The 15,304-nt window shown below is 62.3% G+C and carries 12 protein-coding genes and 1 riboswitch; of the genes, 8 read left to right on the forward strand and 4 right to left on the reverse strand.

What is annotated here, in order from left to right; translation table 11 throughout:
- Positions 1 to 212 precede the first annotated feature (212 nt).
- Together ASU23_RS26245 and ASU23_RS26250 are read right to left on the reverse strand one after the other, a co-directional pair.
- The gene (locus ASU23_RS26245; RefSeq protein WP_253741491.1) at positions 213 to 680 is read right to left on the reverse strand and encodes a hypothetical protein; all 468 of its coding nucleotides are present in this window, start codon (positions 678 to 680) and stop codon (positions 213 to 215) included.
- Between the two features lie 67 nt (positions 681 to 747).
- The gene (locus ASU23_RS26250; RefSeq protein ID WP_003940878.1) at positions 748 to 2,868 is read right to left on the reverse strand and encodes an MMPL family transporter; all 2,121 of its coding nucleotides are present in this window, start codon (positions 2,866 to 2,868) and stop codon (positions 748 to 750) included.
- Positions 2,869 to 2,939: 71 nt separating this feature from the next.
- A riboswitch (cobalamin riboswitch) is annotated at positions 2,940 to 3,086 on the forward strand.
- 115 nt (positions 3,087 to 3,201) lie between these two features.
- Here ASU23_RS26250 and ASU23_RS26255 point away from each other — a divergent pair.
- The 4 genes from ASU23_RS26255 (at position 3,202) to ASU23_RS26270 (ending at position 6,867) form a co-directional block, all read left to right on the forward strand.
- Positions 3,202 to 4,197 carry an ABC transporter substrate-binding protein gene (locus tag ASU23_RS26255; protein ID WP_029254958.1) on the forward strand — a complete coding sequence of 332 codons (996 nt, stop codon included), beginning with the start codon at positions 3,202 to 3,204 and terminating at the stop codon, positions 4,195 to 4,197.
- Positions 4,194 to 5,234 (forward strand): iron ABC transporter permease, encoded by a 1,041-nt coding sequence (locus ASU23_RS26260; protein ID WP_050654847.1) that lies wholly within the window; start codon positions 4,194 to 4,196, stop codon positions 5,232 to 5,234. Before ASU23_RS26255 ends, ASU23_RS26260 begins: the two co-directional genes overlap by 4 nt.
- A 68-nt stretch (positions 5,235 to 5,302) precedes the next feature.
- Complete coding sequence (locus ASU23_RS26265; protein WP_081305329.1) at positions 5,303 to 6,100, forward strand: ABC transporter ATP-binding protein; 798 nt, start codon at positions 5,303 to 5,305, stop codon at positions 6,098 to 6,100.
- Entirely contained in the window at positions 6,097 to 6,867 is a 771-nt protein-coding gene (locus ASU23_RS26270; RefSeq protein ID WP_003940787.1) for a (2Fe-2S)-binding protein, read from the forward strand. Before ASU23_RS26265 ends, ASU23_RS26270 begins: the two co-directional genes overlap by 4 nt.
- A gap of 31 nt (positions 6,868 to 6,898) precedes the next feature.
- Here ASU23_RS26270 and phoA read toward each other — a convergent pair whose 3' ends face one another.
- Positions 6,899 to 8,431 carry an alkaline phosphatase gene (gene phoA, locus ASU23_RS26275; protein WP_003940796.1) on the reverse strand — a complete coding sequence of 511 codons (1,533 nt, stop codon included), beginning with the start codon at positions 8,429 to 8,431 and terminating at the stop codon, positions 6,899 to 6,901.
- A gap of 268 nt (positions 8,432 to 8,699) precedes the next feature.
- Here phoA and ASU23_RS26280 point away from each other — a divergent pair, with 268 nt between their 5' ends.
- From ASU23_RS26280 to ASU23_RS26295, 4 genes are all read left to right on the forward strand, one after another.
- Complete coding sequence (locus tag ASU23_RS26280) at positions 8,700 to 11,987, forward strand: error-prone DNA polymerase (RefSeq protein ID WP_058039040.1); 3,288 nt, start codon at positions 8,700 to 8,702, stop codon at positions 11,985 to 11,987.
- Between the two features lie 234 nt (positions 11,988 to 12,221).
- Complete coding sequence (locus ASU23_RS26285; protein ID WP_007727425.1) at positions 12,222 to 12,569, forward strand: hypothetical protein; 348 nt, start codon at positions 12,222 to 12,224, stop codon at positions 12,567 to 12,569.
- Between the two features lie 13 nt (positions 12,570 to 12,582).
- On the forward strand, positions 12,583 to 13,353 hold the full coding sequence (locus tag ASU23_RS26290; protein WP_058039041.1) for a glucose 1-dehydrogenase: 771 nt from the start codon (positions 12,583 to 12,585) through the stop codon (positions 13,351 to 13,353).
- 56 nt (positions 13,354 to 13,409) lie between these two features.
- Entirely contained in the window at positions 13,410 to 14,417 is a 1,008-nt protein-coding gene (locus ASU23_RS26295; RefSeq protein ID WP_007727420.1) for an NAD(P)-dependent alcohol dehydrogenase, read from the forward strand.
- Here ASU23_RS26295 and ASU23_RS26300 read toward each other — a convergent pair.
- Positions 14,404 to 15,294 carry an alpha/beta hydrolase gene (locus ASU23_RS26300; protein WP_058039042.1) on the reverse strand — a complete coding sequence of 297 codons (891 nt, stop codon included), beginning with the start codon at positions 15,292 to 15,294 and terminating at the stop codon, positions 14,404 to 14,406. The genes ASU23_RS26295 and ASU23_RS26300 overlap by 14 nt on opposite strands.
- Between the last annotated feature and the right edge of the window lie 10 nt (positions 15,295 to 15,304).

A 15,304-nucleotide genomic window follows, 5' to 3' on the forward strand; every position in this document is an offset into this window, starting at 1 on the left:
CTCGAGGACGACTGCCCGATCAGGGAAATCCACTAGGTCTGTTGCTGAAGAGTTTCGGGCGCAGTGGGGTGCGCGCTCGTCCTTGCGTCGCGTGACGTGATTTCGGATGAGATGTGGGCGGCCGTTGTTCCGAGGGTGTGAAGGCCATGCGCCGTCCGCCAGTAGACCGGCGCACCATCGTCGAGGCGATGGAGTGGCCAGGCCGGCAAACCCTAGGCCGGTTCAGCGCCCGACAAGTCCTCGACCGCATACGGGGTCGTTCCTTCGAACAGAACACCGATCCCGAAAGGATCGGCCATCTCGAGCCTTGACTCAGCGAACCGCAGCAGCCAGGTTCCGTCAGCCCAGATCACCGCCTCAGGTTCGCCGAACAGTGACTCCGTGGCGTCCAACTCCACGAGTTCGGAGTGGCGGAGGCCGAACTGTGGCCCACGCAGCTGTTGACGCAGGTAATCGGCGGCGACTTCGGCAAACTCACCGAACCGGGCCATCACGGTCGAAGCGAGCTCACACACCGCAGACTCCGGCACGGTGGCCGGCTCGATAACCAGACTCACCGGCCTGGAGTCACCGACCCCCTGGACATCGATGATCGATGTCCAGCACGCCAACGAATCGTCCGAGTCGACACGCGAAAACACTGCTGAGCCGACCACAACACTCTCAGGTAAGTCATCCACGACCCCTAGTCAAACACGGCTCTCCGCAGGATCCCAGGCACTCTTCAGCGACATGATCCAGTCGCGATCAGTGGCCGATGCCGACCTTCGCGTGAACCTTTTTCATCCACACAGGAGCCCACCAGTTCGCTTCGCCCATCAACTTCACGAGCGAGGGCACGAGCAACATGCGGATGATGGTCGCGTCGACGATCAGCGCGACGATCATGCCGACGCCCAGGAACTTCATCACTGACAGCCCTGACATTGCGAAGGCCCCCGTCACCACTATCAGGAGTAAGGCGGCAGCCGTCACGATGCGGCCGGTGCGCTCGGTTCCGAACTTGACCGCTTCCTCTGTCGTCGCTCCCGCGTTCTTGGCCTCGACCATCCGTGACATCAGGAAAACCTCGTAGTCCGTGGACAATCCGAAGACCACCGCCAGGATGAGCACGACGAACGTCGCCTCCAGCGGAGTTTGACTGACCCCGAGGAGTTCGACGCCGTGTCCGTCCTGGAAGACGAAGGTGAGGACACCGAAGGTGGTCGCGAGACTCAGGGCTGCCATCAGCACCGCCTTGATCGGCAGCACCACCGAACCGAACGCGAGGAACAACAGGATCAGGGTGGATCCGACCATGATGAGGATCATCACCGGTAGCCAGTGCAGGACGGCGTTGTTGCCGTCGTCGACCATGGCTTGACCGCCGCCGACAAGCAGCACCGTTCCGTCGGGAGCGGAGATCGCACGCAGATCTGTCACTGCGGCGCTCTGTGATTGGGGTGTAGAGCCCTCGCTGTAGAGAGCCTGAACCGCGACGAGTTGATTGGTGCTCGCGACGACGGTCGCCTGACCGATGCCCTCGACTTGACCGGCGGACTCGGCGATCGCTGCACCTTCGGCCGGGGTGAGAGTGTTCCCGTCCTCGGCCTGAAGGATCATCGTTGCGCCGTTTCCGGTTTGCGGGAAGTCGTTGACCAACGTGTCCATTGCGACGCGAGCGGGGTCGTTGTCCGGTAGTGCGGTGTACGAGAGTTCTCCCAGCCGGGCGCCGAGCAGCGGCGAGGCCATCACGAGCAGCACGGCCACGATCGTCACCGAGACTGCGACCGGACGCTTCATCACCCACGTGACGACGCGGCCCCAGAACTTGCGCGAGCGTTCCTCGCCGCGTTGCGCCGCATCCTTGCGCCATGTCAGGGCGTTGATGCGATGCCCCAGAATGGCAAGTAGCGCAGGCACAGCGGTCAGCGACAGGACGGCCGCGCTCAATACCGCAGCGATCGCGCCGAAGCCCAGAGACCGGATGACGGCCTGGGGGAATACGAGCATGCCGCTGAACGCACAGATCAGCAGTAGACCCGAGAACATGACGGTGCGACCCGCCGTCAGAACTGTCCGCTGAGCAGCCGCTCCCGGGTCCGAGCCCGAATTCAGTTCTTCACGGAACCGACCGACCACGAACAGTCCGTAGTCGATGGCCAGTCCCAACCCGAGAAGAGAAGCGACGTTGATCGAGAACGAGGACACATCGGTGATCAGCGTGAGGATTCGCAGAACCGCCAAAGCACTCAGGACACTGAGTACACCCACGAACACGGGCACGGCAGCAGCGACGATGCCGCCGAAGATGAAGACCAACAGCACCAGAGTGATCGGAATGGCGATGGCTTCGGCGACCACCAGGTCCTTCTCGAGCTTGGTGTTGAATGCGACGCCGACGACGGTGTTACCCGCGAATTGTGCCTCGGCACCTTCGACTTCGAGCTTCGGCAAGAGATCGGCGAAAGTGGCGGGCGTGACGCCCGAGTCCGGTGCCAACGTGATCGCAACGGCCGCCATGGATCCGTCGTTCGAGAGCAGGCTGGCCTTCGCTGCGGCGTCTGTTCCCCAATACGATTTCACCGAAGCGGTCGGCACTTCGGTTTTGAATTGGTCGACGGCGGCTGTCACTGCCGGCCCGATGTCGTCCAGAGTCTTGCCGTCCGTGGGCGAGTAGATCGCGATGATGTCCGGGGTCTGCGGTCCGAGATTGTCTTCGATGATGTCGGCGACCTTCGCGGAGTCGCTGCCCGGATCGATGAAGCCGCCCTGGCTGAGCTTGCCGAACACTCCGAGTCCCCACACCCCACTGATGAGAACTATCAGAACCGCGAGGCTCAGTACCCACCATTTCCGGGCGACGACGGTTTGGGCCCAGCGTGTCATGTATCAACTCCGGTGTGTGGGGGCGTCTGGCCAGATCGACTGTAGTGGGCGTTTGGTCTTGAATCGGAAACGTCATGCATACTGCTCGAAGCACTTGCAAGCCACGTGTGTGGGGGAAGCCGGTCCGAATCCGGCGCTGACCCGCAACGGTAGGTCGATTCTCGGTAGTCACCGAGTGTCGGCAAGCCCGATTACCCGCCGCGCGGTGTGCGACATCCATTCGTCGTGGTCTACGAAAAGGAAGTCCAGCAGGAGCTCTGGCCGAGGATCAGCGTGCGGGCGGAGTTGTCTGTCGGATTCTCATTCGTGGCTCAGAGCCCTTACGAGGTCCCCGTGTCACTTCAGTTCTCCCCGTCCCGCGCCGCCGCTGTTCTCATCGCGGTCGCCTTGGTTTCGGCAGGTTGTTCCAAAGGTCAGGAATCAGAGTCGGCGTCTGCTGCGGAATCCTTCGCACAGCCGGTGTCCGTGACCAACTGCGATCGCGAGATGACCTTCGATTCGCCGCCGCAGCGCATCGTGTCTTTGAACGGACACGTCACCGAAGCCCTCATCGAGATCGGCGCGGGTGATCGGATTGTCGGGCGGGCGTACAGCGACAACCCGCCAACTGCCGAGACCGCCGATGTATTCAACAAGATTCCCAGCCTCTCCGATACGTTCCCCAGCATGGAGCAGGTTCTCGACGTCGATCCGGACTTCGTGGTCGGAGGAATGACCAGTGCCTTCAACGAGAAGCAAGGCCGTTCCCGAGACGCTTTCGGCGAGCGCGGAATCAACACCTTCCTCTTCTCGGAATACTGTGGCACCGGGTTCCCCGACATCGGATTGCTCGAGAACGACTACACGCAACTCGGTCGAGTCCTGGGCGTCGAAGATTCCGCCCGCGAGGTCGCAGAGGAGATCAGCGATGGTCTCGATTCCGTCCGCGCTTCGGTCGGAGACGCGGCGCCGGTACCGACCTTCTTCTACGACAGCGGTGACCAGGTTCCGACGACCATCGGCGGAGTCGGCGTCGGTCAATTGGTCGCGGAATACTCCGGCGTCTCGAACATCTTCGCCGAAGGGACAAAGCCCTACATCGACGCATCGTGGGAAGCTGTTGCCGAGCGTGCACCCCAGGCGATCGTGGTCATCGACTACGGCGACAAGACAGCCGAGCAGAAGATCGACTTCCTCCGTGCCCAGCCGTTGATGGCGACCACCCCTGCTGTGCAGCAGAACCGGTTCGTCGTGGTTCCTCTCGCTGACCTGTTCGAGAGTTCACGGTTGGTGCGTTCGGCACAGACCATCGCAACAGCCTTCCATCCAGGCGCTGACGCGGCGAAGTGACCCGCACGCGTTACGGGTACGGCGCCCTGCTTGTCGGCTTGGCGGTCGCCTTGGCGATCGTCCTGGGGTTGGCCGTCTCCTTGGGATCGGTTCGCATTCCCGTCGGTGACGTCTGGGCGATAGTCGGAGCCCGTTTGGCGCCAGGGACTTTCGAGACGTGGTGGACCGCGGCGCGGGAGTCGATCGTGATCGACTCCCGCCTGCCACGTGCACTCACTGCCGCGGTGGTGGGTGCTTCGTTGGCGATGTCGGGCGCTGTTGCTCAGGCTGTCACACGGAATCCTCTTGCCGACCCGTATCTGCTCGGAGTTTCGTCGGGTGCGGGATTCATGGTGGTGCTCGTGTCGGTGCTGGGTTTCGGCGCCGGCCTCCTCGGGGTTTTCACGATTCCGGTCGCAGCATTTGTCGGGGCGATGATCCCGTTGTTTCTCGCACTGCTGATCGGCGGCCGGTATCCGCAGCCGACCGCGATCATTTTGGTGGGTGTCGCGCTCGCCCAGATATTCTCGGCGCTCATCACCTTTTGCATCCTGGTATTGGCCGATGATCGGCACGTGACGTCGGTGATGCACTGGATTGCCGGCGGATTCGGTGATGCACGATGGTCGACGCTGATCTTCCCGACGATCACACTGGCCGTCGTCGGCACAGCCCTTCTGTTCAGTTCGCGATGGATGGACGTTTTGCAGACCGGTGACGACGGGGCTGCTGCACTCGGTATGAACGTCCGACGGTTCCGTGTCTTGTCCTTGCTCGCGGTCTCCGTACTGGCGGGCGCAGCAGTCAGCGTTGCCGGTGGAATCGGTTTCATCGGTCTGCTGATCCCGCATCTGGCCGGCTTCATCGTCGGCACCAGAGCAATTCGACTGCTCCCTGCTGCAGCCCTGCTGGGCGCCGTCGCGATGGTTGCCGCGGATACCGCTGCGCGCTCGGTGGCACAATCCACTGAAGTTCCGGTCGGAGTGATCACGGCCCTCGTGGGTGCACCGATCTTCGTCTGGATGCTCTACCGGCAGTATCGGAGGCTCGAACAGTGACACAGGCCAGAACAGTGACACAGGCCAGAACAGTGACACAGGCCAGAACAGTGACACAGACCAGAACAGTGACACTCCCGAAAGACTCCGAAACTGCGCCCCTGCTCGAACTCGTCGAGACCCGGGCGCGGCTCGGAAATCGCGAAGTGTTGCGCGGCATCACTTTCGCAGTCAAGTCCGGTGAAATATTGGGCTTGGTCGGGCCGAACGGCAGTGGCAAGACGACGGCGCTGCGCTGCTGCTACAACGCTTTGACGCCGACAGGTGGCGCAGTTCTGATCGATCAAGTCGACTCGACGACGCTCTCGCGTAAGGACATCGCCCGAACTGTCTCGGCAAGTGTTCAAGAACCCACTGTCTCGGCAGGACTGTCGGTTCGTGAATCGATCGCGCTCGGACGAACTCCGCACCGCAGCTGGTTGGACCGAAGTACGGAGCGCGATACCACCATCGTGGACCGGTGCATCGAGCAGGTCGGTTTGGTCGAGCTTGCCGGACGAGACGTATCGACCCTGTCGGGTGGTGAGCGGCAACGTGTCTCGATAGCTCGCGCATTGGCTCAGGAGCCCAAGGTTCTGTTGTTGGACGAGCCGACCAATCATCTCGATCTTCGTCACCAGTTGATCGTGATGGAACTGCTTACCGAACTTGCGTCGGCGGGGCTCGCAGTTGTGGTCACGATGCACGATCTACGGTTGGCAGTCGAGTACTGCGACAACCTTGCCGTGCTCACCGAAGGTGAACTCCGCGCGTGTGGGTCTACGGTCGAGGTGTTGGACGAGCCGTTGTTGGCCGAGGTTTTCGGCATCAGGGCGCGAGTCGAACGCGGAGTACGTCCGCGGATGGAGATATTGGGGCTGGCATGACGGAATCGGTGGCCGGGATCTACGCCCGTATGGCAGTAGCTGTGCCGTTCTTCGACAACCTGAGCGCGTATCCGGATACGGTGCCCGCGGTGTTGATGACCGACCCCCAGTGGTTGGCAGCACGTGTCGCCGATACGGCAGAGCGATGGGGGAGTGCGGACAGTCGAGTGAACGGCACGTTGTGGTGGTACTCGGCCAGCTCGACGCTGACCGGCATTCCGATCGGAACCGGGATGGTCACCGGGTTCGCGGCCGATCCATCGTTGGACGGTGGGCGGATCTTCTTGCGTGACAACGGCTATCTGGGCGGTTTTGCTGCCGGATCGGTCATCCCGATCTCGCGGAGTGTGGCGGAGTTGGGCCACGCGATGTTCCGCTCGCTCAATCCCGTGATCGAGGTACTCGCCGAGGTGTCCGGCGTTCGGCAGCAGGCGCTGTGGGCGATCACGACGGACTCCATCGCCAATCGCAGCCTCGATGCCGCCGGTAATGCGCGGGAGCGCGGAAGTGCATTTGCGGCCGGTCTGATCGAAGTTCTCCGCGGTGAGAACCCGGGCATTCCGGTCCCGCGTTTCGTGGACGTGGATCGCAGAGAATCTGCTGTGCGCGTAAGTAATCCATTGACGCCGGTGGCATTCGGGCGACGCAGATTCACGCAGCGGGCGTCGTGCTGCCTGATCTACGAGGTACCCGGTGAAGGCAAATGCACCAGTTGCCCGAAGCGCGCACCCGAAGATCGGGTGCGCGCCTTGGCTGCTCTGGTGTGACTGTGGGTGGGCGGATTCAGGTGTTATCGGATCAGTGAGCTGCGACCTTGGAACGGTCGAGTCCCAGCGCGTCGGTCATCGTGAAGAACAGGTCGGTCTGGTCCGTGAGACCGCTGACGTTGGCCGCATGCGGGCCGAAAGCTGCTACGCGCAACTGAGTTCCGGTGTGTCCTTCGGACTCGACGGCCGGATCCTCGGACGTTCCGTAGCTGATCGTCATCTCCGAGCCGTCCTTGGTGGTCAGCTTGCGGGTCAGGCCGGGGTAGACGATTTCCTGGGCGCGCTCGACCGGGATGTTCTGGTCCTTGGCGATGGTGGCGATGTCGTCGGCGCTGACATTGGTGACGATCTGGCTGGTGTGAGCGTGGTCGGCTGTGACGATGACCAGGGTTTCTCCGTCGGTCTTCGCGAATTCGAGTGCCTTCTGCACAGCTTCGTCGAGGTCGACGGTTTCACCGATCTGACCGCATGCGTTGGCTGCGTGATCCTGCTTGTCGATCGAGGCACCTTCGACCTGGAGGAAGAATCCGTTGTCGTTGACCTTCAGTAGGTCGATGGCCTTCTGAGTCATGTCCGCGAGCTTGGGCACGTCGGAGGTTCGCTTGGGGTTGTCGACGCAGGTTTCGGCGGGTTGCAGGTAACCGTCACGGGTGGCGACGGAGCCTTCCCAGCGGACGGGCATGTTGCCGTCGGCGAACAAGCCGAGCACGGGTGCATCCTGATCGGCCTTGCCGACCTCGTTCATCTCGGCGGCGTTCTTCACCAGCTGGTAGCCACGGGCGGCGGCCTGCTCATTGAGTGTCTTGCCCTGCCAGTCACCGGCTTTCGCAGTCTCGGCGAAGGACTTGGCGCCGCCGGCAAAGGTGACGTCGGCGCGGGTGTCGAGGAGCTGTTCGCTGATCGATCCCTTGCCGCCGTTCTCGAGGGCGTTCTCCGGGCAGGACTTGGACGTCGCCTCCGGTCCGTAGCACTTGCGGCCACTGACGTGCGCGACCTGCACTGCGGGGGTGGCGTCCTGCACCTCGGCGGTGGAGACGTTGCCGGTGGCCTTGCCGTTCGCCTTGGCGATCTCGAGGACGGTCGACTGGGCCTGCCCCTTGATGTCGACGGAAATCGCGCCGTTGTAGGTCTTGGTGCCGGTGGACCATGCCGATCCGCTGGCTGCGGAGTCGGTGACGTAGTCGGGCTTGCCGTCCTTGGTCAGTGCGTAGTGCGTGTACTGGCCGGTGATCGGCAGGGCGTCGAGGCCGGGGAAGCTGCCCGCAGCGCCTTCGGCGTAGTTGCGTGCGGCGGTGATCTCCGAGTCGCCCATGCCGTCCCCGATCAGGAGGATGACGTTCTTCGCGCCGGAGGCATTGACGGCGTCGCGCACTGCGGCCGACTGATCACCGTCGATGCGACGAGCGCCACCGTTCGAGGACAGTTCGCCGGTCGCGGCGCGATCGACGGTCGCGCCGTTCGAGCCGGTGGCCTCGTCGGCGCTGCTGCTGCAGCCGGCAGCGGCCAGAACGGCGACGGCGCCGGCGACGGCCGTCAACCTACGTGTGTTGCGCGAGAACGACATACGAGTAGTACTCCTGGAAACAGTATGGATGGAGATTATGAACGCCGCTAATGATCTGGGGCGAAAGTGAACGGAGTGCAGACATGCGTACATCTGAATGTGACGAGACGGTGAGGGTTGAGATTCGCTCTGTTGACTGTGGGTGAGTGACCTGTCAGACTGAATCTGCATCGAACATCAGTTCGATGCATGTGGTGCGTCTTCCCTTTCGGCATCCTCGAGCAGTCGGTCGTCCCTGACGGCCGACTCGATCAGGTGCGAGGTCAGTGTGGGTTGGGGAAATGGGCCGCCGACGTGGTCCGAGATGGAACGGGTGCTTTCCGGACGACCCGGCCGTGTGGAACATGAGGATTTGTTTCCGGGCGATGGAAGCGACAGCCCCGCCTGGTCAAGAAAGCGCGGCGAGTACCACGCGGGCGAGCTCACCCGTGGTGCCGGTGTAGTTCCTTACGCAGAACTGCACGCTCACTCGGCCTTCAGTTTCCTCGACGGTGCATCACCGCCGGAAGAGCTGGTCGAGGAAGCAGTGCGTCTCGGGCTCGAAGCTATCGCCGTCACCGATCACGACGGCTTCTACGGCGTGGTGAGGTTTGCGGAAGCCGCACGTGAATGGGGAATGCGCACCGTGTTCGGGGCCGAGTTGTCTCTGGATTCGGTACCCAGAACCGGCACGGCAGATCCCGGTGGAACGCACCTCCTGGTACTTGCCCGTGGGCAGGAAGGGTATCGCCGGCTCTCGCGGGAGATCGCTGCCGCGCATCTGGCGGGCGGCGAGAAGGGCAAACTGCAGTACGACTACGACGTGCTGACCGAAGCGGCCGGTGGCCACTGGCAGATCCTGACCGGGTGCCGGAAAGGTCATGTGCGGCAAGCCTTGACGTCGGGTGGTCGCGAAGCAGCGGCGGATGCCTTGGGGGATCTGGTCGAGCGTTTCGGGGCGGAGCGAGTGTCGGTGGAACTCACTCATCATGGGTTGGCGGAGGACGACGAGCGCAATGCCGTTCTGGCCGAATTGGCGAGAGAGCATGGACTACGTACGGTGGCGACCACCGCCGCGCACTTCGCCGCTCCTCCGCGTCGACGCCTCGCCATGGCAATGGCGGCTGTGCGGTCGCGTCAAAGCTTGGACGAGGCAGCAGGATGGTTGGCCCCTACCGGCGGAGCGCACCTGCGGTCCGGCGCGGAGATGGCGGCACTGTTCTCGCTCTATCCCGAGGCTGTCAGTGGTGCCGCCGATCTTGGTCGTGAGTGCGCTTTCGATCTCAAGCTCATCGCGCCCAAATTGCCACCGTTCGACGTGCCAGCCGGGCATACCGAGGCGTCGTGGTTGCGTGAGCTCACCATGGTGGGGGCGCTGGAACGTTACGGACCGCCGGAAGGTGCACCGAAGGCATACGAACAGCTCGAACATGAACTTGCCATCATCGAGGGATTGAACTTTCCCGGATATTTCCTGGTGGTGCATGACATCGTGTCGTTCTGCAAGAACAACGACATCCTCTGTCAGGGAAGAGGTTCCGCTGCGAACTCGGCGGTGTGTTACGCGATCGGCATCACCAATGTCGATCCGGTTCGCAACAAACTGCTGTTCGAGAGGTTTCTTGCGCCTGAACGTGACGGCCCGCCGGACATCGACGTGGACATCGAGTCCGACCGCCGGGAAGAGGCGATCCAGCACGTGTACGCGAAGTACGGGCGTACGTATGCCGCGCAGGTCGCCAATGTCATCACCTATCGAGGAAAGTCGTCGGTGCGGGACATGGCTCGGGCGCTGGGCTTTTCGCAGGGACAGCAAGATGCGTGGAGTAAGCAGGTCGGCCGGTGGGGTGGTATCGACAAGAATGCGGATACCGATATTCCGCGTCCGGTACTCGAACTGGCGGCGCAGATCGAAGGCTATCCGCGGCACCTCGGTATCCACTCGGGCGGCATGGTCATCTGCGATCGTCCCATCGCCGACGTCTGCCCGGTGGAGTGGGCGCGGATGGCCAATCGCAGTGTCCTGCAATGGGACAAGGACGATTGCGCTGCCGCTGGGCTGGTCAAGTTCGATCTGCTCGGCCTCGGCATGCTCTCAGCTTTGCACTACATGATGGACCTGGTAGCCGAACACAAAGGCATCACAGTCGATTTGGCGCAACTCGATCTGTCGGAAACAGCGGTGTACGAGATGTTGCAGCGGGCAGATTCGGTGGGTGTGTTCCAAGTGGAATCACGTGCGCAGATGGCGACACTGCCGCGTCTGAAGCCTCGAAACTTCTACGACCTGGTAGTCGAGGTCGCGCTCATCCGTCCGGGGCCGATCCAAGGCGGATCAGTGCATCCGTACATTCGTCGGCGCAACAAACTCGAACCTGTGTCCTACGACCATCCGTCGCTCGAGAAGGCACTCGAACGCACGTTGGGGGTTCCGCTGTTCCAGGAACAGTTGATGCAGATGGCCGTCGACGTTGCGGGCTTCACGCCGTCCGAGGCCGATCAATTGCGTCGGGCAATGGGATCGAAACGCTCCACCGAGAAGATGGAACAACTGCGCGCGAGGTTCTATCAGGGCATGCGAGACCTACACGGCATCGGTGACGAGGTTGCCGACCGGATCTACGAAAAGCTTTATGCATTCGCTAATTTCGGTTTCCCGGAAAGCCATTCACAGAGTTTTGCCGCGCTGGTCTTCTACTCCTCGTGGTTCAAACTTCATCATCCCGCTGCGTTCTGCGCCGGACTTCTGCGCGCGCAGCCCATGGGTTTCTACTCGCCGCAGTCCTTGGTTGCCGATGCGCGCCGGCACGGAGTGCAGGTACACGGTGCAGACATCAATGTCAGCCTCGCGCATGCCACCGTCGAGGCAGGTGGATTCGAGGTTCGGCTGGGGCTGGGGGAAGTGCGCAACATCGGCGATGCACTCGCCGAGAAAATTGTCGAACAGCGCGACCTCGGTGGACCGTTCACGTCGTTTCTCGATCTGACGGGGCGGGTGGAACTGACTACCGCACAAGCTGAATCGCTGGCGACCGCCGGTGCGCTAGCCAGCTTCGGTATCTCGCGTAGAGAAGCGCTGTGGGCAGCGGGCGCTGCGGCGGGGGAGCGCCCCGACCGCTTGCCCGGTATCGGTGCGTCGGTCACAGCTCCCACCTTGCCCGGCATGAGCGACGTCGAATTAGCGGCGGCGGATGTCTGGGCGACAGGAGTATCTCCCGACACGTACCCGACACAATTCCTCCGCCCACAGCTCGACGCGCTCGGCGTGGTGCCGGCGTCGAGACTTCTCGACATCCCGGACGGTGACCGTGTGCTGGTGGGGGGAGCAGTCACACACCGGCAGCGTCCGGCCACAGCTGCGGGCGTCACGTTCATCAACCTCGAGGACGAAACCGGCATGGTCAACGTCGTGTGTTCGGTGGGGTTGTGGGCAAAGTACCGAAAATTGGCAAATACGGCGCCGGCGTTGCTTATTCGAGGGAAGGTGCAGAATGCAGAAGGCGCTGTCACCGTCGTGGCAGACCGGATGCAGCTGATGGATCTGCGAGTAACGGCCAAATCGCGAGACTTCCGTTAACGCCTGATTCTGGCCACCGTGTTAGTGCCGAGAGACAGTTTTGTGCCGAGAGGACAAATGTGGAGCTCAACTCTGACCTCCGAGCATATGGTGCGGGTCACATTTGCTCCCTAGGGTTGTCGTTTGAGCGCGATCGATTCACCACACGCAGCCGCGGTCAGTTGCCTTGCGCGTGAATATCGTCGCCTTCCAAACGCGCTGAACCAAAAGCACTTCGAGTCGAAGAGGAACTTCATGAGCACAGCGATTCTCGTCGCACACGTACACCCCGCCGATCCGTCTTCGGAGGATGCGTTCAACCGCTGGTACGACGACGTGCATATTCCGCAGGTCGTCGAACGAGTGCCCGGAGTTGTCTCCGCCTCCAGATTCTTCCTGGCGGATGTGCAGTTGCTGCCCGAGGATGCATTGCCCGCGCGCCGCTACCTGAGCATCTATCAACTCGACACGGAAGATCTCGCGGGCACCGCGCAGGCGTTGGGAAGTGCTTTGGGCGACGGAACTCTCGACATGTCCGAGGCCATCGCGACCACCGGCGACACCGGACCCGAATTGCTTTTCTACGTCCCGACCGAGAATTGAGGGGAACGCTGACATGTCCGATCTTCTCGCGAACAAAGTTGCAATTGTCACCGGCGCAGGTGCCGGAATCGGCGCCGCCATTGCCCGGGCGTTCGGGGCGGAGGGCGCGAGGGTCGTGGTCTCCGACATCAACGGTGGCGCAGCACAGGCAGTGGCGGACTCGATCGACGGAGCTATCGCTGTCACAACTGATGTCACCGACGAACAGCAGGTCAAGGATCTCGTCGCCAGAGCGGTCGAAGAGTTCGGCGGACTGAACGTCGTAGTACCCAACGCCAGTATCGCCACCACGACCCCGCTGATCGAGACCTCGTTCGAGGACTGGCGGAAAGTGATGTCGGTCAACCTCGATGGAGTGTTCTTGACAGTGCGTCATTCGCTGCCCGCTCTCGTCGCATCCGGTGGCGGTTCGATCGTGAACATCTCGTCGATCTCGTCGACCACCGGCTCGCCTTTGATCGGCAGCTATGCCGCAGCCAAAGCAGCAGTTCGCAATCTCACCGAAACCCTGTCAGCCGAACTTCGCTTCCACGGAATCCGCGCGAATGCATTGCTGCCCGGATTCATCGATACCGACCTGGTCAAGAGTCACCAGCAGGATTTCGAGAATGCCCTCGGCCTCGAGTCCGGGGGATTCGACGACTTGATGGTCACGAAGCAGACGCGCTATGGCCGGACCGAGGAAGTTGCCGCCGCCGCAGTGTTCTTTGCGAGCGACCAGTCGTCGTGGTGCAACGGCAGCAGCCTGGTTCTCGACGGAGGGTTCACCGCTTCTCTCCTCTGAGCAGCAGAACCCTTTCCGAACGTCACCCGATCACCATTCGTGCGAGGATCCACACCATGACCAACCGCGCCGTGTACGTACTCCCGCCTGGAGGATTGAACAACCTCGAATCGAGGACGATCGAGACCCCGGGCCCGGGTGCGGGTGAGGTGACGATCGCGATCCACGCGAATTCGCTCAACCACCATGACTACCTCGTGGCGACCGGAGAGATAGCAACCGACGGTCCGCGGATCCTGTTGTCCGATGCTGCCGGGGAGGTCGTTGCGGTCGGAGACGGCGTAACACAGTTCAGCGTCGGAGATCGCGTGATGAGCACCTATTTGCCGCATTGGCGGAGCGGCACACCGGATTTCGACGGATTCGGAAATTCGCCGGGTGACGGTGTCGACGGGTTCGCCCGCGACACCGTCACCGTGCCGGTATCTGCTGTGACAGTGATGCCGCGAAACTACACCTACGAGGAAGCCGCTACCTTGCCCACCGCGGGATTGTCAGCGTGGCGCGCACTATTTGCCGGAGTCCCGATCATCCCAGGGTCGTCGGTGTTGATCCCTGGGACCAGCACGGTAGCGTTGTTTGCCGTCCAGCTGGCCAAAGCTGTTGGAGCCCAGGTGATCGCAACCTCGTCGGCCCCCGACAAGATGGCTCGATTGGTCGAGCTCGGTGCCGATCACGTGGTCAACTACCGTGAGCGCCCGGACTGGGGTTCGGAAGCGATGCGGCTCAGCGGCGGGATCGACCTCGTCCTCGACGTCGGCGGGCCGTCCACCCTCGGCCAATCTCTGGCGGCAGTCCGACCAGGCGGGCGAATCTGCGCGCTTGGCATCATGAACGGCCCCTCGTCGTCGATCGACCTGACTTCGCTACTGACCAAACAGGTCACCATCGAAGGTGTTTTGGTGGGCAGTCGTGCACATCAGGAGGAGATGGTCGCCGGGCTGGAGAGCCTGGCGCTTCGTCCCGTCATAGATTCTTCCTACAGCCTCGACCGCCTCGCTGACGCTTTCGAGCAGCAGAAATCCGGGCAGGCCTACGGCAAGATCGTCATCACAAACCCTTGATCGCTTGCCGGTCCCAACGGGGATCGGTGAGGATTTCCGCCGAGTCGCCGACAAATGCACTTGCGGCAGTCTGGTCGCCGCTCAGGGTGAATCTCAGCCATGCGGTGAGGTAGCCCCGGAATCCTTCGCCATCTGCGGCCCAATTGTGGCCGACGCCAAGCAGTCTGCCGCGGACCGCCGGTCCGGCGGTTTTGTCGAAGTACTCAGCTTGCGGATCGGCGGTGGAGACCGGGTCGTCGGCGCCGGTCATGAAGAACGTCGGTCCGGTCAACTGGGCCACGTCGATCACGTCGACAGGTCGCGAGGCCCACCACGGGTCAGGCAAATCGAGTACCGCCGTGGCGGTGATCAGATTCGCGGACTGGGTTGCCGCGTTGATCGCGCCACCGGCGCCCTGGGAGTGTCCGACCGAGGCAATGTTGTCGGTGTCGATCCGCTGGTGAAAAATGCTGTCAGCGTTGGTGTTCTGATCGACGACGTACTGGGCAGCCCCCAAGATCTCCGTCCCGTCGCCGGTGACGCTGCTGTCGGCCACCACAACGACAAAACCCCAAGAAGCGAGATGCTGCAGGAGCGCTTCGTACTCTTCGTAAGTCGCATAGCTGCCGTTGCCGAAGGTGACGACGGGATGCCGATTGCCATCAGACGACAAGTCGGCTGGGTAGAACAGTTGGTACCCGGGAACTGAATCGGCAGCCACTTCGTGCGCGCCCTGGGCTGCATACAGATCGCTGATCGATTCCGACGCGATGGATTCGGTGGTCGCGACTTCGGGAGTTGTCGGAACCCCCGCGGTGGCATGAGTGACGGCACCGGAGAGTGCCAGCACACACGATGCAGTCACGACGGCGAACGAGTACTTGGTTCGAGAAGGCATGGGCACAAGT

Source organism: Rhodococcus sp. KB6 (assembly GCF_001445685.1).
In the GTDB taxonomy this organism is placed as follows: Bacteria; Actinomycetota; Actinomycetes; order Mycobacteriales; family Mycobacteriaceae; genus Rhodococcus_F; species Rhodococcus_F qingshengii.

Coding starts and splice junctions, on each gene's coding strand:
- ASU23_RS26250 (WP_003940878.1), bottom strand. CDS start 2,868: ATGACACGCTGGGCCCAAACCGTCGTCGCCCGGAAATGGTGGGTACTG.
- ASU23_RS26270 (WP_003940787.1), top strand. CDS start 6,097: ATGACGGAATCGGTGGCCGGGATCTACGCCCGTATGGCAGTAGCTGTG.
- phoA (WP_003940796.1), bottom strand. CDS start 8,431: ATGTCGTTCTCGCGCAACACACGTAGGTTGACGGCCGTCGCCGGCGCC.
- ASU23_RS26285 (WP_007727425.1), top strand. CDS start 12,222: ATGAGCACAGCGATTCTCGTCGCACACGTACACCCCGCCGATCCGTCT.
- ASU23_RS26290 (WP_058039041.1), top strand. CDS start 12,583: ATGTCCGATCTTCTCGCGAACAAAGTTGCAATTGTCACCGGCGCAGGT.
- ASU23_RS26295 (WP_007727420.1), top strand. CDS start 13,410: ATGACCAACCGCGCCGTGTACGTACTCCCGCCTGGAGGATTGAACAAC.
- ASU23_RS26300 (WP_058039042.1), bottom strand. CDS start 15,294: ATGCCTTCTCGAACCAAGTACTCGTTCGCCGTCGTGACTGCATCGTGT.